Source organism: Paenibacillus glycanilyticus (assembly GCF_030161375.1).
In the GTDB taxonomy this organism is placed as follows: domain Bacteria; phylum Bacillota; class Bacilli; order Paenibacillales; family Paenibacillaceae; genus Pristimantibacillus; species Pristimantibacillus glycanilyticus_B.
Genome location: NZ_BSSQ01000005.1, coordinates 323952 through 344934 on the forward strand (window position 1 = coordinate 323952; position 20983 = coordinate 344934).

A 20983-nucleotide genomic window follows, 5' to 3' on the forward strand; every position below is an offset into this window, starting at 1 on the left:
CGGAACAAAAAAAAGCACCCCTCCTGCAAAATTTGCAAGAGAGGTGCTTCCTCACGTTCGGTTTATTCGATTAATTCAATGCTATCATAACCAAATCTTTCTTACAAGCGTTTTCTTATTGTATAATGTGTGGAAACGAAAACGTGGAGGCTTTACTTATGCTGCTGCCAGATTATGATTTTATGTCCGATACAACGGAAGAGACTTCGACTCGATTTGTGACGTTTATTACGCCAAGCCTGAAACGGTTTGACCTTGCGGTTATGTCCACGGCAAGATTTTATGGCAAGAAGCTGATTACCGATTTGCAAGCAGGACGCACGGCTATTATCGGTCCGGATGACCTCGAAGAGGAGGGTTATCTGGAACATACGTTTAAGATCAGCGAAGAAGAAGCGGCCGAACTTGCCCAGTTTTTATATTTTGTAGTAGGAACGGTGAATTTTACCGATTGATGCTGGGAAAACTGAGAGGGCTAACGTAAACTTAAGCCATTTCAGGAGGAGATCTCGGTTGAATCGGTTTAATAGCGATGACCATACGGATTTGTCAACGGTTGAATCCCAGCGCAATGATCTTGCGCATGAAGAGTTTCCGGACGGTTCCTACGGCTCCATCATTTCCGGGCCAACGGGCAAAAGCAGACCTTGGCGCAATGACCAACGTTCTTCCAAGCCGTATGGCTACGAGAACCGCTCACTGCACGAAGACCTGGGCCGTGATTATCCGGGCGACGACGATTACGGCTCGTTCCCGGATGCCATGGATGAACCATAATAGAATGAAATGAACAAAACCCCGGCCAGAATTGGCCGGGGTTTTCATTATCCGATGATTTTAAGGAATGAGGACAGACGATATTTTTCAAATACAACTTCCGCTTCCGCCGGAATGCTCCAAATGCATTCCTCCAGGCTGCAGGCTACCGGCACTTCAATGTTGATCCGCGCCAGCGTCCGGGACAAATGCAGCATGTCGAGATCGGCTTCAATCTTCGCTTTTACGCTTTTGGACAAGGAGTCCAGATTGCCCAAAATGCCGTCGATCGACTCGAATTCTTGAAGCAGCTTCAGCGCTGTTTTCTCGCCAATGCCTTTGACGCCAGGGTAGTTATCGCTCGTATCGCCCGTCAGGCCCTTCATCTCAACCACCTGGAATGGATGAATGCCTTTATCTTCCTTAAGGAATCCTAGATCATATACCGCATAGTTGCCGCGGCCTTTCTTCATGATGACAACGTGTATGCGCTCGTCAACAAGCTGCAGCATATCTTGGTCGCCCGTCAAAATGTACACATGAGCCATCTCGCTTAGTTGCTTCGACACGGTCCCGATGCAATCGTCCGCTTCGTAACCTTCAATCCCGATGTTCGGAATGCCCAGTGCGGCTACGATATCTTTTACGAGCGAGAATTGCGGGATTAAATCTTCCGGGGCTTCCGGACGGTTTGCCTTGTAATTCGAATACATTTCGGTACGAAACGTCTTGCTCCCCATATCCCAGCAGCAAGCGACGTGTGTCGGCTGGAATTGCTCAACCGCGTCAAACAGATATTGCATAAAGCCATAAATGGCATTGGTCGGCGTACCGTCGGCCATTCGTCTAACGCTGTATTGCTGGGCAAAAAAAGCACGGAACAACAAAGCCATTCCGTCTACGATAAGAATTTTATTTTCATTCATTAGGAGGCCATCCTCTACTCATAATATAAAACTATTGTACATTAGTTTGGGCGCTCGTTGTTATGCAAAAAGCTGGCATTGTTCGCTTAGGTCGCATTCACTGGGCAAGGGAATGTTCATTAAACCTAGCTTCGCCGCGTTCACTGCGTAAGGGAATATTCTTAAAAATGACGTCGCCGTGTTCACTGCGTAAGAGAATATTCTTTCAATCGCTGTTGCGTCCAGATTCTTTGAACAATCGGACTAAGGTCCGAATCCGGACACAAAGGCGAGCGCTACGCTTTTTCAAGAACATTCCCTTACTCCGCTCACCCACTCCGCTATTCAAGAATATCCCCTTACTTCGCTCACCCGCTCCGCTGTTCAAGAACATTGCCTTGCTCCGTTCCTTCGCTCCCGGCTCACTTGCCACCGCATAAAGACGAGACCCAACCATGTACATATCGGTGGGCCACAGTCCATCACTCAATTCCCGAGTGATGGTAACTAGTGAGGATCCATTACTCGTATTCCGAGTGATGACATATAGAGAGCTGCCATCACACAGGTTGTCGAGTGATGGAGTATGGCCCCTTAGATTGCTGGACGAAGCGAAGCAAGCCAATACTCTGGAGAAGCCCCGCGTTCGCTTTTGTCCCCAAATTTCATCCGCTAGCGGATTACAAACAAGAAATTTGGGGACAATGGCGATCGGAAGAGTATTGGCTTGCATAGTGCCGCATCGCAACGATTATCCTTTTATAAACGCACCAATACGCCCAGCCGCCACAAGCAACCGTGCTTCGTCTTCGACCAGCGCAATCCGCACGTATCCTTCGCCTTCGCTGCCAAACGCCACACCCGGAATGACAACTACTCCAGTCGCATCCAGCAGTCCGCGGGCGAACTCGCGCGAGGTCCATGTTGTGCCGTCGCTGCGTTTAGGCAGCTTTGCCCAGATGAACATCGTTGCTTTGGGCTTATCCACGGCCCAGCCCTCTGCCGCCAAGGCGTCGATAAATTTATCACGCCGCTGTTCATATAATACGCCTGCTTTAGGCGGAGCAGAAGGAGACATAGCTTCCTGCAATGCAGCTACGCCCGCTTCCTGTACGACGCGAAATACGCCGTAATCAATGTTTTCCTTCAGCTCCCGAAGCGCTCCAACAGCATCGCGATTGCCTGCGAGGAAGCCGATTCGGCAACCCGCCATATTAAAGCTTTTGGATAAGGAATGGAATTCTACCGCACTTTCCAGAGCACCCGGTACAGCCAATATACTTGGCGGTTCATGGCCGTCGAAAGCCATTTCCGAATAAGCCGCGTCATGTACGACCAATACGCCATATTGTTGTGCCTTGGCAAGGAGACGTTCAAAGAAAGCAAGATCGACTACCGTTGACACCGGATTGCCCGGGTAGTTCAGCAAAATAAATTTTGCGCGCTGCCACACGTCTTCCGGCACCGATTCCAGATCCGGAAGGAATTGATTCTCTTCCTTCAATGGCAGCAAATAAGGCTCAACGCCGGCTAATGCTAACGCAGCGGTATATATCGGGTAACCAGGATTAGGTACGATTACTACATCGCCAGGATTGCATAACGACATCGCCAGATGGGACAAGCCGTCCTGCGAGCCCATCAGGGAAACTAATTCATGAGCGGGATCAAGTTTTACACCGAACCTGTGCTCCATCCATGCCGCGGCCTGCTGCCGGAATGCCGGACTGCCATGCGTGCCCGGATACGAATACATATCTGTACGAAGCGCCGCTTCGCTAAGCGCTTTTCTTACAGCTTCGGTAGGCGGCTTATCCGGACTTCCTATGCTCAGATTAATAATATCCCTGCCGCTATCCGCAGCTTCCTTCATCCACTCCGCTACCTCTGCGAAGATGGACGAACCGAGCTGCGACAAACGTTCCGATCGCCACGGTTTGCTCATGACCTCACCCGTTCCATTCTTGCTCGTATTGTTCTTCCTTGTAGCCCAATGTTACTTTGTTGCCGTCGGTTACAATCGGCCGTTTGATCAGCATGCCGTTAGAAGCAAGCAACTCCAGCTTCTCGTCTTCATTCATCCCGGCAAGCTTGTCCTTGAGGCCAAGCGCCTTATACACTTCTCCGGATGTGTTGAAAAACTTTTTGAGCTCCAGTCCGCTGTTCGCAAGAAGCACCTTCAGATCAGCAGGGGTTGGCGTCTCTTCCACAATGTGCTTGAGCTCCAGCTCATGTCCTTTTGCCTGCAAGGACTTCACCGCTTGGCGGCATGTACCGCATTTCGGATATTGATATATCGTTAACTTACTCATCTGGTTAAAATCCTCCTGTATGTTGTATAACGGACGTCTTTGTATTCGTGTTAAACCTCGTTCAACACTTGCTCCAGCTTGACGAGTTCAGGCGGCAATGCCGCTGTCCATTCAATCCATTCCTTGGTCATCGGATGCGTCAAGCCAAGCGTCTCGGCGTGCAAAGCCTGGCGTCCGGCGGCTGATTCCCAATCCTCGTGCTTGCCTGCCAGCAGGCCATACATCGCATCGCCAATTAGCGGACAGCCGATATGCTTCATATGGACGCGGATCTGATGTGTCCGGCCGGTCTCCAGCTTAAGGCGCACCTTGGAGGCCAGGCCTTGTCCAAATGCAGCCGCCGTCTTGTAATGCGTTACCGAAGGATAACCTTCAGGGGTCACAATCCGTACATGTGGGTCAACGGGATCGCGGTCAATCGGGGCATCTACCGTGCCGTCTGCGGGAGACGGTACTCCGTACACGTACGCGCAATACATTTTCATAATGGTGCCGGCCTGCAGCTGTTCCGATAACTGCTGGTGGATATATGGATTTTTTGCGATAACGACAAGCCCCGACGTATCTTCATCAAGCCGGTGCACGGGGCGGAAGCGGACCCGCTCCCCCTGCATCTGCCAATGATGCACAATGCCATTGGCGAGCGTATTCGTGTAATGTCCTTTGGTCGGATGAACGATGATTCCCGCCGGCTTATTCACCACCAGCAAATAATCATCTTCAAACACAATGGATAGAGGAAGCTCCTGCGGCAAAATATCTTCGGATACTTCTTCCTCCATCCGAATGGCGACCTGGTCTCCCTCCGCTACCTTGGCCGTCGTATACGCTCTAACGCCATTAATGGTTATCCCATACTCCGTCAGCTTCAGCCGCGACAGAAGCGAGCGCGAGACGCCAAGCTTGCGCTCCAGCACCGTTCTGACATCTTTCCCGGCCATCTCTGCGCCAACCTCGACGCAAAGCGCTTTGTAATAACCGTCCATATCGGGTGCCGTCATTTGGACTTCTTGCGGAACACTTCCGCGCTCCGTACATATTCCGTATCCGGTACGCCAAGCTTCGCATTAGCCGCTCTTGCCGCAGCGAAGAAAAAGTCCGACAACCGGTTCAAATATTTCTGAACCTCCGGATTCGCCGGATTTGCCGGATGCTCGGCAGCGAGCGTCACCACTCGGCGTTCCGCGCGGCGGCATACCGTTCGGCATACATGCAGCAGCGCCGATACCGGACTGCCTCCCGGCAATATAAATCTCGTAATCTCAGGCGCTTCTTCCGTATAGCGGTCAATCAGCGCCTCGAGTCTTGCCGCGCCTTCCTCCGTCACTTTCAAATGGGCTCCCGGACTTGCATAAGCCAGATCAGAGCCGCAGTCAAACAATTCCTGCATAATGTCCACAAGCTGATCCGCCATCTCTTCCAGCTGTTCGTGTTTTGCGGCTTCCGCAGCCGCCTGCCCGACAAAAGCATTAAGCTCGTCAATGGTTCCGTAAGCTTCGACGCGAATATCGTCTTTCCGTACCCGGCCGCCAATTAGCGAAGTTTGCCCTTTATCTCCCGTACGCGTATATATTTTCATCCTTGATCCGCCCTTTCCCAGCAGGGTAATTCCTTTCACTATACCACAAATTAACTTGTCCGATTGAACAAGGCGCACAAAAAACAGGCAGGGCGCGCCCTGCCTGTTCGTCACACATTCACGTATTAGCCCTGCTTCAGCTTATGAACAAATTGCCCGATCCGGTCAAGCGCTTCTGTCAGTTGAGCAACCGAAGTTGCGTACGAACAGCGCAAATGCCCTTCGCCTCCAAGACCAAATACATCGCCCGGCACCGCGGCAACATTGCCTTCCTCCAGCAACCGTTGCGCGAATTGCTCGGAAGTAAGTCCAGTTGACGTAACCGACGGGAACGCGTAAAACGCTCCTTCAGGCTCATGGCATTCGAGTCCAATCTGACGGAAGCCCTTCACGACAAGCCGTCTGCGCTGGTTGTAAGATTCCATCATACGGTCCTTTTCTTCCAGCCCATGCGGAGTGAGCGCTTCAAGCGCAGCGTATTGCGCCATAATCGGTGCGCACATCACGGTATATTGGTGGATCTTCAGCATGGCGCCAATCAGATCCTGATGGCCGCAAGCATACCCCATCCGCCAGCCTGTCATCGCAAAAGCTTTGGAGAAGCCGCTCACCAGAAGTGTCCGGTCCTTCATGCCCGGCATCGCGGCAAAACTTACATGCTTCGAACCATAAGTAAGCTCGGCATAAATTTCGTCGGAAATGACGATCAGGTCGTTTTCTTCCACAACCTTTGCAATCGGCAGCCAGTCTTCGTACGTCATAATGCCGCCGGTTGGATTGCTCGGATAACATAAAATAAGAACTTTGGATTTAGGAGTAATCGCCGCACGCAGCGATTCCGCCTTCAGCTTGAAATTATCTTTCGCAAAGGTTTCAATGCCAACGGCTTTCCCGCCGCTAAGCGTCGTAATTGGCGAATAAGAAATATAACACGGTTCCGGAATAAGAATCTCGTCGCCAGGGCTGATGAGCGCCCGTAGCGCCAGATCAATCGCTTCGCTGCCCCCGACCGTAACGAGAACTTCATTCGCCGGATTATAAGGAACGGCAAACGAATCATTCAAATATTGCGCAATCGCTTCGCGCAGCTCGGGCATGCCCGCATTCGAAGTATATTGCGTTTTGCCTTTCTCCAGCGCGTACACGGCCGCATCGCGGACATGCCAAGGCGTTACGAAATCCGGTTCGCCTACGCCAAGCGTAATAACGTCCTTGCGGGTACTAACCAAATCAAAAAAACGCCGGATGCCCGACGGCTTAATGCTCCGTGCAAGCGGCGATAAGTAATCAGCCATCGATTGGCGGTGATTGGATGTTACCTCGTCTTTAATCATTGCCATCACCCTTTACGGCGAAATCATCAATCGATGGTCACCTTCATGCTCCTCGAAGATAATTCCGTCCTGTTTGTATTTTTTCAAAATGAAGTTTGTTTTTGTCGACAATACTTTGTCAATCGGCGACAATTTATTGGATACAAAAGAGGCAACCTCTTTCAAGTTTTTGCCTTCAATCTCGACAAGCAAGTCATAAGCTCCGGACATCAGATAAACCGACTTCACTTCCGGATATAAGTATATGCGCTCGGCGATGCCTTCAAAGCCGCGCCCGCGCTCAGGCGTAATTTGAACTTCGATCAGGGCGGTAACCTTCTCGTCATCCACCTTGCTCCAGTTCACGACTGTCGCATATTTAACGATGATATGTTCTTCTTCCATGTAGGCGATTGCCTGCTTTACGCTCTCAACCGGCTCATTTAACATGGCGGCGATCAGATCGGCGTCTCTGCGCGCATCTTCCTTGAGCAGCTCCAGCACTTTCAGCTGTAGTTCGTTCATCGTCAAACTCCTTCCAAAACTGCGGTTATGACAAATATTTTACAACGAATTAATGGTTACTGCAAAGAAAAAAACGAAAGACCCCGAAGGGTCTTTACATGTAAAAAGGCTGATGCGGCTGGTGCTGCTGAGGTTGCTGGTATTGTCCGTATTGCGGGAACGAAGGCTGCATGCCGCCCATGCGTTGCTGCAAATACTGCGAAGTTTTTTGCTGCGTTTGCTGATATTCCTTCGTTTGCTTGTCGATTTCTTGGCGCAAAGCCGAGGAAGCCGTGCTGTACATATTATTCTGCTGCATAACTTGGAACAGATTCCCTTGCAGCTTAAGCGTGCTGTTTAAGAGCTGAGTGAACATTTGGCGTACTTCCGGGCAGGTAGACTCCGTAGCCGCCGTCGCATATTCGCGAACAACGCGCTTCAGATCGGACAATACCGTATAAGCCAAATCTTCATCCGGCAAATGATGCTGTTGTTGATACATGGTTATTCCTCCTTGATGTCCAATCTTTATTGTGGCTGCGTAGGCGCCATATGCTGGTGCTGCTGCAAGGCTTGCATCAATGTTTGATAATGCTGCTGATGGGTTTGCAATTCAGCCATGCCGGCTTGTCTTAACTGCGGATTCATCGCAAGGGATCCAAGTAGTGCATTTTGTTTGATTAACAGATCTTCATTGGACAGCGAATCTGCAATATATTCGAGTTCCTTCGCGGTTAATGCTTGCATCTTGTCATAACTCTCCTTCATGCCATGTTTATGGAAGCATACGTATTATGGGCGCAAATCCCATAAATTATGTACTCGTATGAAGCTCCGATTTGGAGCGGATCTCCGATTCCTTGGTCAGCTTGCATTTTACCTCAATGCTCACATCTTCCGAACCAGGCTTCCACCCCTCTCGTTCAAGACGCTTCCACCATTTGTTGTGATAACGGTATATCTCATGTCCCAGACCATACAGATCCGCATGCATAGCTACTCCTCTCAGATACGTATCCTCCAACTGTTTCTTTACATTCTGCTCCACTTCCGAAATAAGCTCCTGGTCCGTAAAATCCGTTGAGGCTTCCAGTAAATGTCCGGTCACATTAACCTTCAGTTCAAATTGGGGTTGACCGTTTGCGCCCTTCACTTTGATCTTGGTGTTGGAAGAGTCTACGACAACCGATCCTTTTTTATCGTCTATACGAATAGGAACAAGCGATCTCTTAAAGGCGGCATTGGTCCAGGTTAAACCTTTGGATTTCTCTTTGGATAAATACCCGATTGGTTGTTTTTCGTTAAATAGGAATGTGCCGCCTATCGTTAAGAAATTTAGTTTCTTTTTATTATTCTCCCAATCATTAGACACCATGGAGAGCGATGGAAGAGCTACCGTCAAAGCAGGTTCATATGCCCCTCGCACCAGTGTTTGCAGCGTCATTGGCTCCACATAACTGTTCTGGTCATTCTCGATATGAGGGGCATAGAGCGGGGTTGTTAACGGCGTTTTGTTGAATAACATATCCATCGTAAACAGGCTATTGATATCCGTCTTGGTACCAAACACCAGTGAATTAAACCGGGTCGAGCTCAGACGGTTGACGCTGTCGATAATTTGTTCAATTTGACCAAAAGCGCGCTCATGAATAACGACGGATTTCAAATGATCGAGTGAAAGCTTGTATTGGGAGGAATCCATCAGGTTAAATATGGCGGCAAGATTAGTGTCCCCTTCATGTTTTCCTACCCATATCGGACTCCCCGGCGGAGGCGCCGCATCTTGTTTGGCTAACACGCCAAACGAAATCATCTGGGCGTACACCACAAATTTATCGTCGACATAATCGATTCCAACGGCTGAAATATAACTGACATCCTGCAGATTGACTTCATCCCAACAGCCTCCGGTCATTAGCATGGCACAGACAGCCAGACTTGCTTTGATTGTTTTGACATAGGTTTGAAACCGTCTATGCGAGGTCATGGTTTCTCCCCTTTCGCTCTGGATTTCCATGGTTTTTGAATAAAGGCTGTTACGAGTTCTCTCCATTTGATCGGAGCAAGCGGCTGCATATAATGCTGGTTAAACGTCTCCAGCGAACACATATAGATCAGAATGATAAACACGCCTGCAAAAAAACCGAATATTCCGAAGATCGAAGATAGGATTAATACGAAAAACCTTAATATGCTCACGGTCCCGCTCAAGGTCTGGTTGACGAGCGTAAACGTCGCTACGGCCGTGATCGCCGCTGCTACAAGCATGGTTGGAGAGGTGATCCCCGCCCGGATGGCCGCATCGCCAATAATAAGCCCCCCTACGACAGACACCGTCTGGCCAACTGGTCTTGGGAGCCTGACGCCCGCTTCCCGAAACAATTCAAACATCATCATCATAAGGAACATTTCCATCGTTGCCGATATAGGTAGTCCAACCCTGGAATTTGTGACCGTAGCAAGCAGCGTAAACGGAATTTGATCGGTATTGTAAGCCGATAACGCAACCCAAAAACCGGGCAGACAAATGGCCAGAACAAAACCCGCAAAGCGGAGCAGCCGCTCAAGCGTTACAAAATAAAAAGGAAGATGGGCATCCTCCGGCGATTTGACGAGCAGAGTAAAATTGCCAGGAAGAATGATGACAGACGGATTGCCATCAACGACTAAACATACTCTGCCTTTCATCAAAGCTTGAACCACATAGTCGGGGCGACCGATGTAATCAACAAGCGGAAACAAGCTGTTTGGTCTGTCCGACACCAATTCTTCCAACTCCGATGAACTGTACAGCGCTTCGATGTGAATAGCATGAAGCCTTTTTCTCGTCTCGTTGACCAATGCGCGATCCGCTTTACCCCGCATGAACATCATGGAGATTTCCGTTTGTGATTCGGAACCTATTTTCAAATACTCCACCTGCAAATCCGGTGTCCGAAGACGTCTGCGAATAAGTGCGATATTGGTGGATAAGCCTTCTACAAACCCGTCCCGAGGCCCCTTAATCGAAAGCTCCATTGTAGATTCTTCCGGCTGGCGCCCAGGAATGCTCGCGATATCGAAGATATAAACCGATCTCGTAGCTTCGTCAACCGTTATGACGCTGCCCGAATAAAGACTCGAGAACAAGTAGGCAACTTCTCGCTCGTTATCGAGAGATAGACGCGCGCCAAACGAGCAACCTTTCTTGTACCGGTCGCCTTTTTCCATGATGACGGATTCCTGTTTATGGTCTGCCTGTTCAAGACCGCCGGCATCTTTATTTAAATCCTCGGCCAGCTTGTCCATCTGGGGCAATAAAGCAATAAACACCGTCTGCATATCGACCATGCCGCTGCACATGAGAATGCGAAAAGCGCGTTTGGGCTCTTCTTTGCCAACATTAATCGTTTGGATAATGACATCGCCGGAACCGTCCAGTTCATCGTAAATCCTATCCAGACGGTCCCGATGCCGATTACGCTCCTCGGTTTCCGTTCTTTGACTCATTACGATAACCTCCTTCTGCATTCGGCTTGTCTGCGTTCGTAGACTTGCGGAATGAAAGTAACCATACAATCAACAGAACTACTCCAAACAAGATCCAAGCCGACATAAAATAAGCATGCATTAAGATCATGTACCAATTCATGTGCATAAGGACCAACAAGCTTATAGATGCCAAAATGACAACCGTGATCATCATACCGATCCATTTCCGCCGGATCTTTTGGAACGGACCATAAATGGATAGGAGATAAAGCGGCAGAGAGATTCGTACAAGAGCACCCGATAACCATTGAAACACAGCAAAGAAATCAACGTGTTCGAAATATTTACCGATTCTAACCAAACGCCATTGCGAATACGCCGGGTAACGCATGTAACTTGCCTCCTCTGGCCCGAACAAAGTGATCGCTCCGATCGTTGGTCCCATGGTCAAGAGCATAAGCATAAGAGTCAGCAGGATTAAATGCCATTTCTTGAAGCTCTTTTTCATCTCATGCTGGACTAACAGCAGGAAGGATAGCTCCATAAATGCGCTGAGCGAATAAACAGCCCCCTTGAATACCGGATACATTCCCCCTTCTAACAAGGGAAGCAAATAGTGGTAGTCTTTGACCGGCATATTAGCCGACATAACGAAATCGCCTAATACAACGACAAGAGGAAGCAAAATACAGGATACATAGGTAATTGTACGCAGCCCATTCATCGCGGCAAACATGCAAATCACGCAAAAGACCAATAAGACCATAAACTGAGGGGTCCGCGGCAAATACGTGGTTGATGTCCAGGCAACAACGTCCACTAAGGCCCCAAAAGCAACAAACAGAAGAGACAAATTAACAATTGCGAGAAGCAGCCATACGAAAAATGTTGGAACCTTCTGTTGTCTCAACCACTGGTCAAAGCGGACTCTATTCATCTTGTGCATGACCCGCTGCAACGGGAACGCAGCAACTGGAAGCGCAATAATAAGAGCAACCGGCACGCATAACCAAGCATCTCTCTTGGCTTCGGCTAGCAGCAGCGGTACAACTATGACATGATTCACAAGCCCTACAGTAAGCAAAGTCATCATCACGATTGGCCATAAACCGATAGGCTTGGCAGGAAGCTGCACGGACATTCACCACCTTCGCTTCCAGCATTCCCCTAAGCAAGGAAAGTGATGCATATTTCCCCGCATGCAAATAGCCCTTTGACTGGCTGAGGCAATCAAAAGGGCTGTTTGTTTTTTAAGGCAAATGAATCGTTTTGACATGATCGTAATGGATAAATACCGATGATCCGCTTGCATCTGCTAGCTCCAGCAAGTTAAGATCGACATTTTTGAGTACTCCTGTTTTTCTTGGATTCTCCCCTAAATCAAGCACGACGAATTGTCCGATATGCTTGCGCAACTGCTGATCAAAGGTTCGGGCAAGGGTTAACGGCGTTGGCTTTAACGGGAATTGCTCCGAAGAAAGCGAATAAGGCGTGACATTGGCATTGTAGGGAACGAGATATTTCAAATGCCTCATCGAAATCATAACGGAATGGTAAATTGGCGAGTAGAAAACAAAGAAATCATTCATTACCGCTGTCACATAACCATGTATGGACTGATTGCCCGTAATATAGATTTCCGAGAACATGCCTTTTGCGTTTAATAGAATTTTACGGAAAGAAATAGAGTCATTATACGGTTCAAAAGGCAACTCCGGCGTACCGCTATAGGTTTGTTCTTCATCTTGCACGATTCTCAGTTGCTGCAAATGGATTAAAGGGACATAGAAAAATTGGATGCCGTTATACAACACGAGAATATCCTGGCCAAAATCAATAAGCTTGCCTCTAATGCCCGCCCTGCCCGAGATAACGAGTTCAACCTGCGAATCCAGGAGTGGATGTTGGTTCTTCAACTGCTCGACCTCCTTTTCAAAAAGCTCCATCTTAGTAAGGATGCCGGGCAAGAAAGATTCATGCCCGGCATCTATCGATTAGCCTTTTTTCGAGCGGTTGCTGCCACCTGATTTTTTGGATTTATTGCCTGTTGTTGTTGTTTGTTGAGCTTGAGCACCGGATTTGTTGCCTGATTTGTTGCCTGATTTGTTGTTCTTGTTACCGCCCGATTGGCCGCCTTGATTACCGGATTTGTTGTTGTTTTTGTTGCCGCCGGATTGGTTTGTGCCGCCAGTTTTGTTGCCGCAAGATTTGCCGCCAAGTTTTTTAATGGTTTTGATGTGGTCGATCAGAATATAAACAATTTCACGTCCTACAACGACAAGCGCCGTGTTTCCTTGTACGTCTGCGAGGAAGCCTTCAACTTTCTCCGGACCGCCCCAGTTGATTTGCACGAATTCTTGTTTCAGAGCTTTTACAACGCCTTTGAAGTTGTCTGCGTTGATGAAATCAGCGCCATGACCGCCGCTCTTGCAAGTAGATAGTCCAGTCACGCTTTTAACATGACTCAGATCAACATAAACAACGCCATCTTTTGTAGAAAGTACTAGATAATCGCTTTTTACTGCAAGCAATCTGCCTTCCAAAGATTCCGGACCGCCACGGTTGATTCTAACAAGTTCACCTACCAGATTTTTAAGCTCAGTGTTGCCGGATCCTGTGTTACCGTTGTTACCGTTGTTACCGTTGTGTCCGTTGCTTCCGTTGGTTTTGTGGCAGTTGTGGCTCTTGTGGCTGTTGTTCCCTTGTTGCCAATTGCATCCGTACATGTAATAAATCCCTCCGATGATTCTCTTAATAGATTTACAACCGTGCCATCCAATTGACATTCTACCGCTAATAGGCTGATCTACTTGGTGATTCACTTACTAGTCATCTACCATTGGTGACGGTTTGTAATATATCTATATGTAACCCGTATATGAGAGGTACTAGATTAGTAACTATTTATCTGGACAATAGATAAGAAATGATCAAAATGATGACTAAATGGTGTCATCCGCCCCCATTGCCGAATAGGGTAAATAAGCACAGAAGCCTATCGGTCGCGGTAGGCTTCGACTTGAGTCTAAGGGGTGAGGCCCGTGGCACAACTGCCAACTCGAAAAATTGACATTGACGAGGATGATCTGAGGGATCTGAAAAACAATCCTTGGAGCAAATCGTTTAAGCCCATCACGATTGCCATTGATGGCAAAGATTATTCGGGGACTTGCGGCATTCGGGGCGGCCATACGCGCAATTACAATAAGAAATCGTTTGAAATCCGTCTTGACGGGGGCAAAACGCTGCACTGGAACGCCGAGTTTGATGATCCGTCCATGATCCGCAACGCTTTGTCTTTTCAGTTTTTTAACGGGATTGGGGTACCGTCTCCGGATACTCAACATATCTCCGTTGAGATCAATGGCTATCCGCAAGGAGTGTATCTTGAGATTGAAGCCGTAGATAAACGTTTCTTCAAAAAGAGAGGAATAGGCTATAATTCCCTGATCTATGCCGTCAATGACAACGCGGACTTTAGCTTGGTTGATCAGAGCACCAGTATAAAGAAAAACTCCTTGTTCGACGGTTACGAGTTGGTTACGGGACAAACGAATACCAAATACCGTCTCGTCCGGTTCATCCGCAACATCAATACGCTCCGTGCCAAGCAGCTAAACGTCTACGCAGCTAAACGACTGGATATTAACCAGTATTTATTATGGCTTGCAGGTGCGGTTCTGACCGGGAATTATGACGGATTTGATCAGAACTATGCTCTGTACGAGCACAAAAAAACGAGCAAATACAGAATTATTCCTTGGGATTACGAAGGAACCTGGGGAAGGAACTGCTACGGCAAGCCTTGCGGCAGTGACTTGGTCCGGCTGGAAGGCTACAATAAACTAACCAGCAAGCTGTTCACTTATTCTTCTTGCCGCTTGCGATATCGCCGCATTATGCAAAACTTATTAAAGACTGCCTTTACCGTCGAACGGATCGATCCTATAATTAGCCAACTTTACAAAGAGATTACGCCGGCGATCCGCGACGATTTCACCCGCAAAAGCAGTTATGATACGTTCCTCGATGAGCCGTCTTTCATCCTTGACTATATTCGCGAACGCCGCGGTCTAATAAAAGAAGCCCTAAAAGCTTGGAAATAAGCTTTTAGGGCTTTCTCATTCTAAAATATATTCATGCTCAAGTACCTCTCGCCGGTATCGGGAGCAATGCAGAGCACGCGTTTGCCCGGTCCGAGTTTCTTCGCAACTTGCATCGCCGCCCATACTGAAGCGCCGGATGAAGGTCCCAGCAGCAAACCTTCCAGCCGTGCAAGATCCCTCATCGTATTTAAGGCATCTTCATCGGCAACCTGAATGATCTCATCGTAAACCGCCGTATTCAGAATGGCAGGAACAAACCCGGGGCTTGTGCCGACCAGCTTGTGCGGTCCGGGCTGTCCTCCCGACAGGACCGGCGACCCGGCAGGTTCAACAACTGCAATATGTATATGAGGTAATGACGCTTTAAGCGTTTCGCCGGTTCCGGTAATGGTGCCTCCCGTCCCTGCCGTCGCTACAAAGGCATCAAGCTTGCCTTCGGTCTGCCGCAAAATTTCCAAAGCCGTTGTCGTGCGGTGGATATCCGGATTGGCATGATTCTCAAATTGATTCGGGATAAAACTTCCCGGAATTTGTGCCTGGAGCTCCAATGCTTTGCTGATGGCACCGGGCATTCTTTCGGCAGCGGGCGTAAGAACCACTTCCGCCCCGTATGCCTGCAGCAGCTTGATCCGTTCCGCCGACATATTGTCGGGCATAATCAGAATAAGCTTATACCCCTTGGCAGCGGCATTCATCGCTAGACCAATTCCGGTGTTGCCGCTTGTAGGTTCGATGATCGTGCAGCCCGGTGCGATCAGGCCGCCTTGCTCGGCGGCATGGATAAGAGCGGATGCGGCACGGTCTTTCACGCTGCCGCTTGGGTTGAACTTCTCGAGCTTCACTAATACGTCTGCACTGTTTTCTTGGACGAGCCGATTAAGCTTAATCACGGGCGTATCGCCTATAAGTTCTGTAATGGAGGATACAATTTGTGGCATAAATTCTCCTTTTCGTGATAGTTTCCAGTCGATCCCCTGAGCCCCGAGCTACACGAGTCTATCTTGATTCCGATCGCTGTTGTCCCCGAATTTCTTTGATTTGATTCCGCTAAGCGGATGAAACTCGGGGACAAAGGCGAACACTACGTTTCTCCATCAAGATAGACCCGCTCCGCGCTCTCGGACGACTGAAAAAAACACTTAACGAAATTTATTGTTGGCCGAGAGGAACGGCCGGATAAAAAACCAACCGGCGATCGGAACGATACCAACACAAAACATGAGAGTAACGATTGCCGACGTACTCTGCGTCTGGGATAAGACGATCAGATAAGCGGCAAGGCCGATGACACGGCCAATAATGAGACCCGCTTCACGGAGAACGATTAATTCTTCGCGGTTGCTCGCGCTCTCCTCGGAATGGCCGATCAGGTCAAACACTCGGGATGTCATCGGAATAATGTACAGCGGCATGAACAAGGAGGTTCCGATGCCAAAGATAAGCAAGGTATTGTAATCGACTTTATAGAAGAGCGGAAGTACGATCAGTCCAATCATAATCGTGCCCGCAAGCATCGCTATTCTCCGGTTGGCCGGTTTAAGACGTTTGCCTACAAACCAGAAGCTGATTAAAGCAACAAGGGAAGTAATCAACGAGAAGTTGCCCAGTTTGCCTTCGTTTTTGGTCGCGATATAAATAACGAGCCCGATCAGGAACATAAATACGCCTTCGCGGACCCCTTGCGTTACAATGGCCGGAAACATCCGCCGCCAAGGATTACCCTTCTCCCTCAGTTGCCTGGCCCCAAGGAACCATTGGTACTTCTCGCCTTGTACTCCCCGATTAGCCAACCAGAAGCTGCCGACGACGGCTAGTCCAAATATGACAAGAGATATCGTAAAGATCAGTCTGTACCCGCGTTCACCTTGCAGCGATGTAATGAGGAACCCCGACACCCACGGCGCGATAATTCCCGACAAAGCGCCAAGGATGCCCGCAATACCGTTAAACCGATCGCGGTTATCGGGCTCGGTAATTTCGAAATAAACAACGTTGTAAGCCATCCAGTAAAAGCCAAGCGCCATGCCGCTTAACATGCCAAGCGGAACGTAATAGACTTTGGCCTGTTGCCCTAGCATTAATACGGTAAAATAAAACGCCCCCGACAGCACGATGCCAAGACGGAGGCTGTACATTTTATGATGTTCCTTCACCCATTTGCCAGCCAGCCAAAAAGTGATTCCGCTCGTTAGGTATTGACCAAGCGTGAACCAGCCGATCAGCATAAAGGACTGGCTTGCCTTCCAGAGATAGACCGGGATGAACGTACCGGATAGCGCGCTTGCTACACCAAACAGACCTTGCACGGTCAGCAGTAAAATAGCCTGCGCCCCCAGCGCTCCGCCTTGGCGCGAACCTGTGACGCTGCGGCCCAGCGATCCCGGTCTGGCAGCCATGCCTCCCCTGGTTTTTACGCCATGATGACTCTGCTTCAATCCGATTCCTCCTAACAATGGTGATTCTCTGTTAGGTTTACCGAAGCGGGCAGGGTACATGCTTACCTGCCAATAATTACTCTTTTGGCGTTAGTAAAGCAAGCATCTGATTGCGTGCTTCCGGGCTAAGTACCGACGAGGTTTGGAAGCAGGACGGGCAAATGTAGGTTACCGTCTCGAATGGCGATTGAATAACCGGTTTGCCGGTAGCTGCATGAATGGTTGGCGTAAGCGCAACGCTTTGTCTGCCCGCTTCCAGCATATATTCGCGGCATGTTGGACATTCCGGCGCTTCATCCTGGCTATCCGTCATTTGGCGGATGGTTTCTTCCGCCGCAAGCCAAGAAACATTCATCTGGCGGAAGCCTTCATTGGACTCGTCATTATAAGAGTCGTCCTGCGCTTGTTCTTCCTTCTCATCCCAGCTGTCATCTTGATCGTCTTCATCACGGTCAATCCCGATCTGCATCGTACGGTAACCGCTCAGCTCGTTATCGCAATGCGGGCAATGTTTCTCCGGTCCAATCTCCTCATCCCATACGATTTCAGAATCACACCATGGACAAATTGTTTGCTCTTCCATTTTCAAAAAACCTCCACAAGCTTCATTGTTAATTGTTCATAATATATATAACGCCTAGTCCAAAAAAGATAATTGCGATTGCGAGCAAAATCCCCCATAAATACTTCATGATTGCCCTGCCCTTCTGAACATGTCTTACAAAATAACCGTTGCCCCAATCACATAGGACAAGGAAATCGAAATAACCATGGCGATAAAGCCTACTGCCCGATTATCCTTGGCAATTTCATCATCGATCTTAAATACCGGGGTAAGAAACTCAAATAAGAAATAGGCGGCAAGCAAAACAATAAAACCGAATATGCCCCAGATCAGACTTTCATAGATGGAATCTTTCGCTTCGATCGAAAACCTGAAAATATTGCATATGCCGAATATTTTGCCGCTTGTCGCCATAGCTACCGCCAAATTGCCGTTTTTAATCTCTTTCCAGCAATTATAACGGGTTACAAGCTCAAATACGGACAAAAAGACGATTAGCGACATCACTACAAGCGATACATAAACAAGAGATGCCGCATACGAATTGCTCAGCAAACGATCGACTTCATTACCCATTATTATCACTCCTATGGGCCTTATTCCTTACCGCAAGCTTAGCGGCGAAGCTATTTCAGCTCCGCTACCGTTACGCCTGCGCCGCCCTCGCCGTATTTTCCAAGACGATATGCCTTCACAAGACTATGTTTGCGCAAATATTGCTGGATGCCCGCGCGAAGGACGCCGGTCCCCATCCCATGGATAATATACACCTGGCCAAGACCGCCTAAATACGATTCGTCCAAGAAACGGTCCACTTCAATAATGGCTTCTTCCAGATTCGCTCCGCGAAGATCCAATTCCATCCGGAGACTATCTTCCTTGGAACGTTTCAAGCTTGCGGTTTGCTTCGGCTGCTGCTGTTTATTGAGCTGTGCGACCGGTTTAAGCAATTCCAGATCGTCTATGGCAACTTTCATTTTCATAATGCCAAGCTGAACCGTTGCGTCGGATGCGCCAATCTCAACCACAATGCCTTTCTGATTGAGGCTGTATACCATAACTTCATCGCCTGCACCAATCTTCGCGGGTTTCTTCGCGTTACCGCCGCCGGCAGGACGTTTCTTCTTCGTAGCTAGTTCCGGCGCCGCTTCTTCCAGTCTGCGTTTCGCTTCGATCAGCTTATGTTCCTTCACGGACGCCCCTTCTTCAAGCGCCAGCTTGCGCAGGTCCGCAATGATCTGGTCCGCTTCGCGTCTGGCCTTGGCTACGGCTTCGTTAGCTTCCTCTTGCGCCTTCAGCAGCATCTTGTCGCGTTGTTCCTCGAACCGCGCCAACTCCGCTTCATGGCGTTTGCGCTCCGCTTCCATCTCGCGGCGCAACGATTCAGCCGTATTGCGCTCGGATTCGGCGCTGAGACGGTCTTCCTCGAGCGAAGCGATCATGTTCTCCACGCGTTGATCCTCTTCGCTGACTTCTCCGCGGGCGTGATCGATAATCGTCTGGCTTAAGCCAAGGCGCTCGGCAATGGCAAACGCATTGCTTCGGCCAGGCACGCCAACGAGCAAACGGTAAGTTGGACTAAGCGTAGCGACATCAAATTCCATGCTGGCATTAATGACGCCTTTCCGGTTGTACGCGTAAGCCTTCAATTCGCTGTAATGCGTAGTTGCGATAATCCGGCTGTCGAGCTTATGGATATGTTCAAGAATAGCGATTGCAAGCGCGGAACCTTCCGCCGGGTCTGTACCGGCACCAAGCTCATCCAGCAACACGAGGCTTTTTGAAGTCATGGACTTCAGAATCCGAATAATATTCGTCATATGGCTGGAGAACGTACTAAGGCTTTGTTCAATGCTTTGTTCATCGCCAATGTCGGCGTAGATCGAATCGAATACGCATAGCTGGCTGCCTTCCTCTGCCGGAACAAACAAGCCCGACATCGCCATCAGGCTAAGCAGACCTACGGTCTTCAAGGATACCGTCTTGCCGCCCGTATTCGGGCCGGTAACAATAATGGCAGTGACTTGATTGCCCAGCTCGATATCAAGCGGAACAACCTTGTCCGGTGCAATTAACGGGTGGCGGCCTCGTTTGATTTTGAGGAAACCCCTGTCATTCATGCGCGGCAACGTAGCTTTCATTTCATGGGCAAATCTAGCCTTTGCATAAGCGAAATCAAGCTTGCCGAGCAGATCCTGATTGTAAAGCAAATCCTCTACGTGTTCCGCCGCGCGGGCCGTCAGCTTTTGCAAAATTTTCTCAATCTCGCGAAGCTCTGCCGCTTTCGTTTCCCGCAGCTTGTTGTTCATGGACACAATCGCTTCCGGCTCAATGAACAAGGTTGCGCCTGAACCCGACTGGTCATGGACTATCCCGCCAAAATGCGAACGGTATTCCTGCTTGACCGGAATAACATAACGGTCATTGCGAAGCGTGATAATGGAATCCTGCAGCATCTTCTGTACCGACGACGAACGGATCATCTGCTCCAGCTTCTCGCGGATTCTCGATTCGCCGCTGCGCAGCTCGCGGCGGATGGAAGCAAGCTCAGGGCTTGCGCTGTCCATTACCTCAGCCTGATCATCGATGCAGTCAAAGATGGCGTCCTCCAGAGGCTTGTGCTCGGATAATTGTTCGGTCAATTGGAACAACAGCGGAATCGGATCATCCTCATGAAGGTTGTCGATATGCTTCTTCACTCGGCGAGCGCCTCTTGCCGTTGCCGCGATATCCATCAGTTCCGCCGGATTCAATGTGCCGCCAATTCTTGCGCGGTGCAGCGACGCGCTAATATCGACAATGCCGCCAAACGGGGCGTTGCCCTTCAGCCGGTCAGCCTTGTAAGCCTCATCGGTTGCTTGCAGCATAAGCTTGACCTGTTCCAAATCGGAGTTAGGAGCAAGCTGATCCGCTACGCTTTTGCCAAGCGAAGTAGCGACGCGCTGCACTAATTTATTCGTAATTTTATGAAATTCCAAAGTGGATAAAATTTTGCTGTCCAAGTGAACACTCCTCTCGCCCTTTTATTATAGCTGAT

At 49.2% G+C, this 20983-nt stretch carries 22 protein-coding genes; 3 read left to right on the top strand and 19 right to left on the bottom strand.

All coding sequences use genetic code 11. The features are described 5' to 3' along the window. Positions 1–158: 158 nt before the first annotated feature. Positions 159–455, top strand: a complete 297-nt coding sequence (locus tag QQK89_RS07255; RefSeq protein ID WP_284237843.1) for a DUF3055 domain-containing protein — start codon at positions 159–161, stop codon at positions 453–455. 58 nt (positions 456–513) lie between these two features. Beyond that, complete coding sequence (locus QQK89_RS07260) at positions 514–777, top strand: hypothetical protein (RefSeq protein ID WP_284237844.1); 264 nt, start codon at positions 514–516, stop codon at positions 775–777. A gap of 47 nt (positions 778–824) precedes the next feature. Here the strand turns inward: QQK89_RS07260 and QQK89_RS07265 are convergent, their stop codons facing one another. The 14 genes from QQK89_RS07265 to QQK89_RS07330 all read right to left on the bottom strand — a co-directional run bounded on the left by QQK89_RS07265 (position 825) and on the right by QQK89_RS07330 (position 13566). Continuing rightward, positions 825–1682 (bottom strand): 5'-3' exonuclease, encoded by an 858-nt coding sequence (locus QQK89_RS07265; protein WP_284237845.1) that lies wholly within the window; start codon positions 1680–1682, stop codon positions 825–827. 730 nt (positions 1683–2412) lie between these two features. After that, positions 2413–3606: an aminotransferase class I/II-fold pyridoxal phosphate-dependent enzyme gene (locus tag QQK89_RS07270; protein WP_284237846.1), complete on the bottom strand. Its 1194-nt coding sequence runs from the start codon at positions 3604–3606 to the stop codon at positions 2413–2415. Positions 3607–3610: 4 nt separating this feature from the next. Further along, positions 3611–3973 carry an arsenate reductase family protein gene (locus QQK89_RS07275; protein ID WP_284237847.1) on the bottom strand — a complete coding sequence of 121 codons (363 nt, stop codon included), beginning with the start codon at positions 3971–3973 and terminating at the stop codon, positions 3611–3613. A gap of 50 nt (positions 3974–4023) precedes the next feature. Beyond that, positions 4024–4974: an RluA family pseudouridine synthase gene (locus QQK89_RS07280; RefSeq protein WP_284237848.1), complete on the bottom strand. Its 951-nt coding sequence runs from the start codon at positions 4972–4974 to the stop codon at positions 4024–4026. Next, a complete protein-coding gene (locus QQK89_RS07285; protein WP_284237850.1) occupies positions 4971–5552 on the bottom strand; it encodes a cob(I)yrinic acid a,c-diamide adenosyltransferase in 582 nt (193 codons plus the stop codon). Before QQK89_RS07285 ends, QQK89_RS07280 begins: the two co-directional genes overlap by 4 nt. Before the next feature lie 125 nt (positions 5553–5677). Continuing rightward, a complete protein-coding gene (locus QQK89_RS07290) occupies positions 5678–6886 on the bottom strand; it encodes an aminotransferase class I/II-fold pyridoxal phosphate-dependent enzyme (protein WP_284237852.1) in 1209 nt (402 codons plus the stop codon). 12 nt (positions 6887–6898) lie between these two features. After that, positions 6899–7390, bottom strand: a complete 492-nt coding sequence (locus QQK89_RS07295; protein ID WP_015843024.1) for an Lrp/AsnC family transcriptional regulator — start codon at positions 7388–7390, stop codon at positions 6899–6901. Between the two features lie 94 nt (positions 7391–7484). Continuing rightward, entirely contained in the window at positions 7485–7871 is a 387-nt protein-coding gene (locus QQK89_RS07300; RefSeq protein WP_284237854.1) for a spore coat protein, read from the bottom strand. 26 nt (positions 7872–7897) lie between these two features. After that, on the bottom strand, positions 7898–8116 hold the full coding sequence (locus QQK89_RS07305) for a hypothetical protein (RefSeq protein ID WP_284237855.1): 219 nt from the start codon (positions 8114–8116) through the stop codon (positions 7898–7900). Between the two features lie 67 nt (positions 8117–8183). Then, positions 8184–9356: a Ger(x)C family spore germination protein gene (locus QQK89_RS07310; RefSeq protein ID WP_284237856.1), complete on the bottom strand. Its 1173-nt coding sequence runs from the start codon at positions 9354–9356 to the stop codon at positions 8184–8186. Beyond that, a complete protein-coding gene (locus QQK89_RS07315; RefSeq protein ID WP_284237857.1) occupies positions 9353–10858 on the bottom strand; it encodes a spore germination protein in 1506 nt (501 codons plus the stop codon). The genes QQK89_RS07310 and QQK89_RS07315 overlap by 4 nt, the downstream gene beginning before the upstream one ends. Further along, positions 10827–11981: an endospore germination permease gene (locus tag QQK89_RS07320; protein ID WP_284237858.1), complete on the bottom strand. Its 1155-nt coding sequence runs from the start codon at positions 11979–11981 to the stop codon at positions 10827–10829. Before QQK89_RS07320 ends, QQK89_RS07315 begins: the two co-directional genes overlap by 32 nt. 109 nt (positions 11982–12090) lie before the next feature. Continuing rightward, positions 12091–12756, bottom strand: coding sequence for a DUF2642 domain-containing protein (locus tag QQK89_RS07325; RefSeq protein WP_349816718.1), 666 nt, complete (start codon positions 12754–12756; stop codon positions 12091–12093). A gap of 78 nt (positions 12757–12834) precedes the next feature. Continuing rightward, positions 12835–13566 carry a hypothetical protein gene (locus QQK89_RS07330; protein WP_284237860.1) on the bottom strand — a complete coding sequence of 244 codons (732 nt, stop codon included), beginning with the start codon at positions 13564–13566 and terminating at the stop codon, positions 12835–12837. Between the two features lie 315 nt (positions 13567–13881). On the opposite strand from QQK89_RS07330, the gene QQK89_RS07335 reads away from it, so the two are divergent. Beyond that, on the top strand, positions 13882–14946 hold the full coding sequence (locus QQK89_RS07335; RefSeq protein WP_284237861.1) for a CotH kinase family protein: 1065 nt from the start codon (positions 13882–13884) through the stop codon (positions 14944–14946). A gap of 20 nt (positions 14947–14966) precedes the next feature. Here the strand turns inward: QQK89_RS07335 and cysK are convergent, their stop codons facing one another. The 5 genes from cysK to QQK89_RS07360 form a co-directional block, all read right to left on the bottom strand. Further along, positions 14967–15884: a cysteine synthase A gene (gene cysK, locus QQK89_RS07340; RefSeq protein ID WP_284237862.1), complete on the bottom strand. Its 918-nt coding sequence runs from the start codon at positions 15882–15884 to the stop codon at positions 14967–14969. Between the two features lie 201 nt (positions 15885–16085). Next, on the bottom strand, positions 16086–17381 hold the full coding sequence (locus QQK89_RS07345) for an MFS transporter (protein ID WP_284237863.1): 1296 nt from the start codon (positions 17379–17381) through the stop codon (positions 16086–16088). A gap of 76 nt (positions 17382–17457) precedes the next feature. After that, on the bottom strand, positions 17458–17964 hold the full coding sequence (locus QQK89_RS07350; protein WP_284237864.1) for a hypothetical protein: 507 nt from the start codon (positions 17962–17964) through the stop codon (positions 17458–17460). A 135-nt stretch (positions 17965–18099) separates the two neighbouring features. Further along, positions 18100–18522 carry a DUF350 domain-containing protein gene (locus QQK89_RS07355; RefSeq protein ID WP_284237865.1) on the bottom strand — a complete coding sequence of 141 codons (423 nt, stop codon included), beginning with the start codon at positions 18520–18522 and terminating at the stop codon, positions 18100–18102. 50 nt (positions 18523–18572) lie between these two features. After that, positions 18573–20948, bottom strand: a complete 2376-nt coding sequence (locus QQK89_RS07360) for an endonuclease MutS2 (protein WP_284237866.1) — start codon at positions 20946–20948, stop codon at positions 18573–18575. Positions 20949–20983 lie beyond the last annotated feature (35 nt).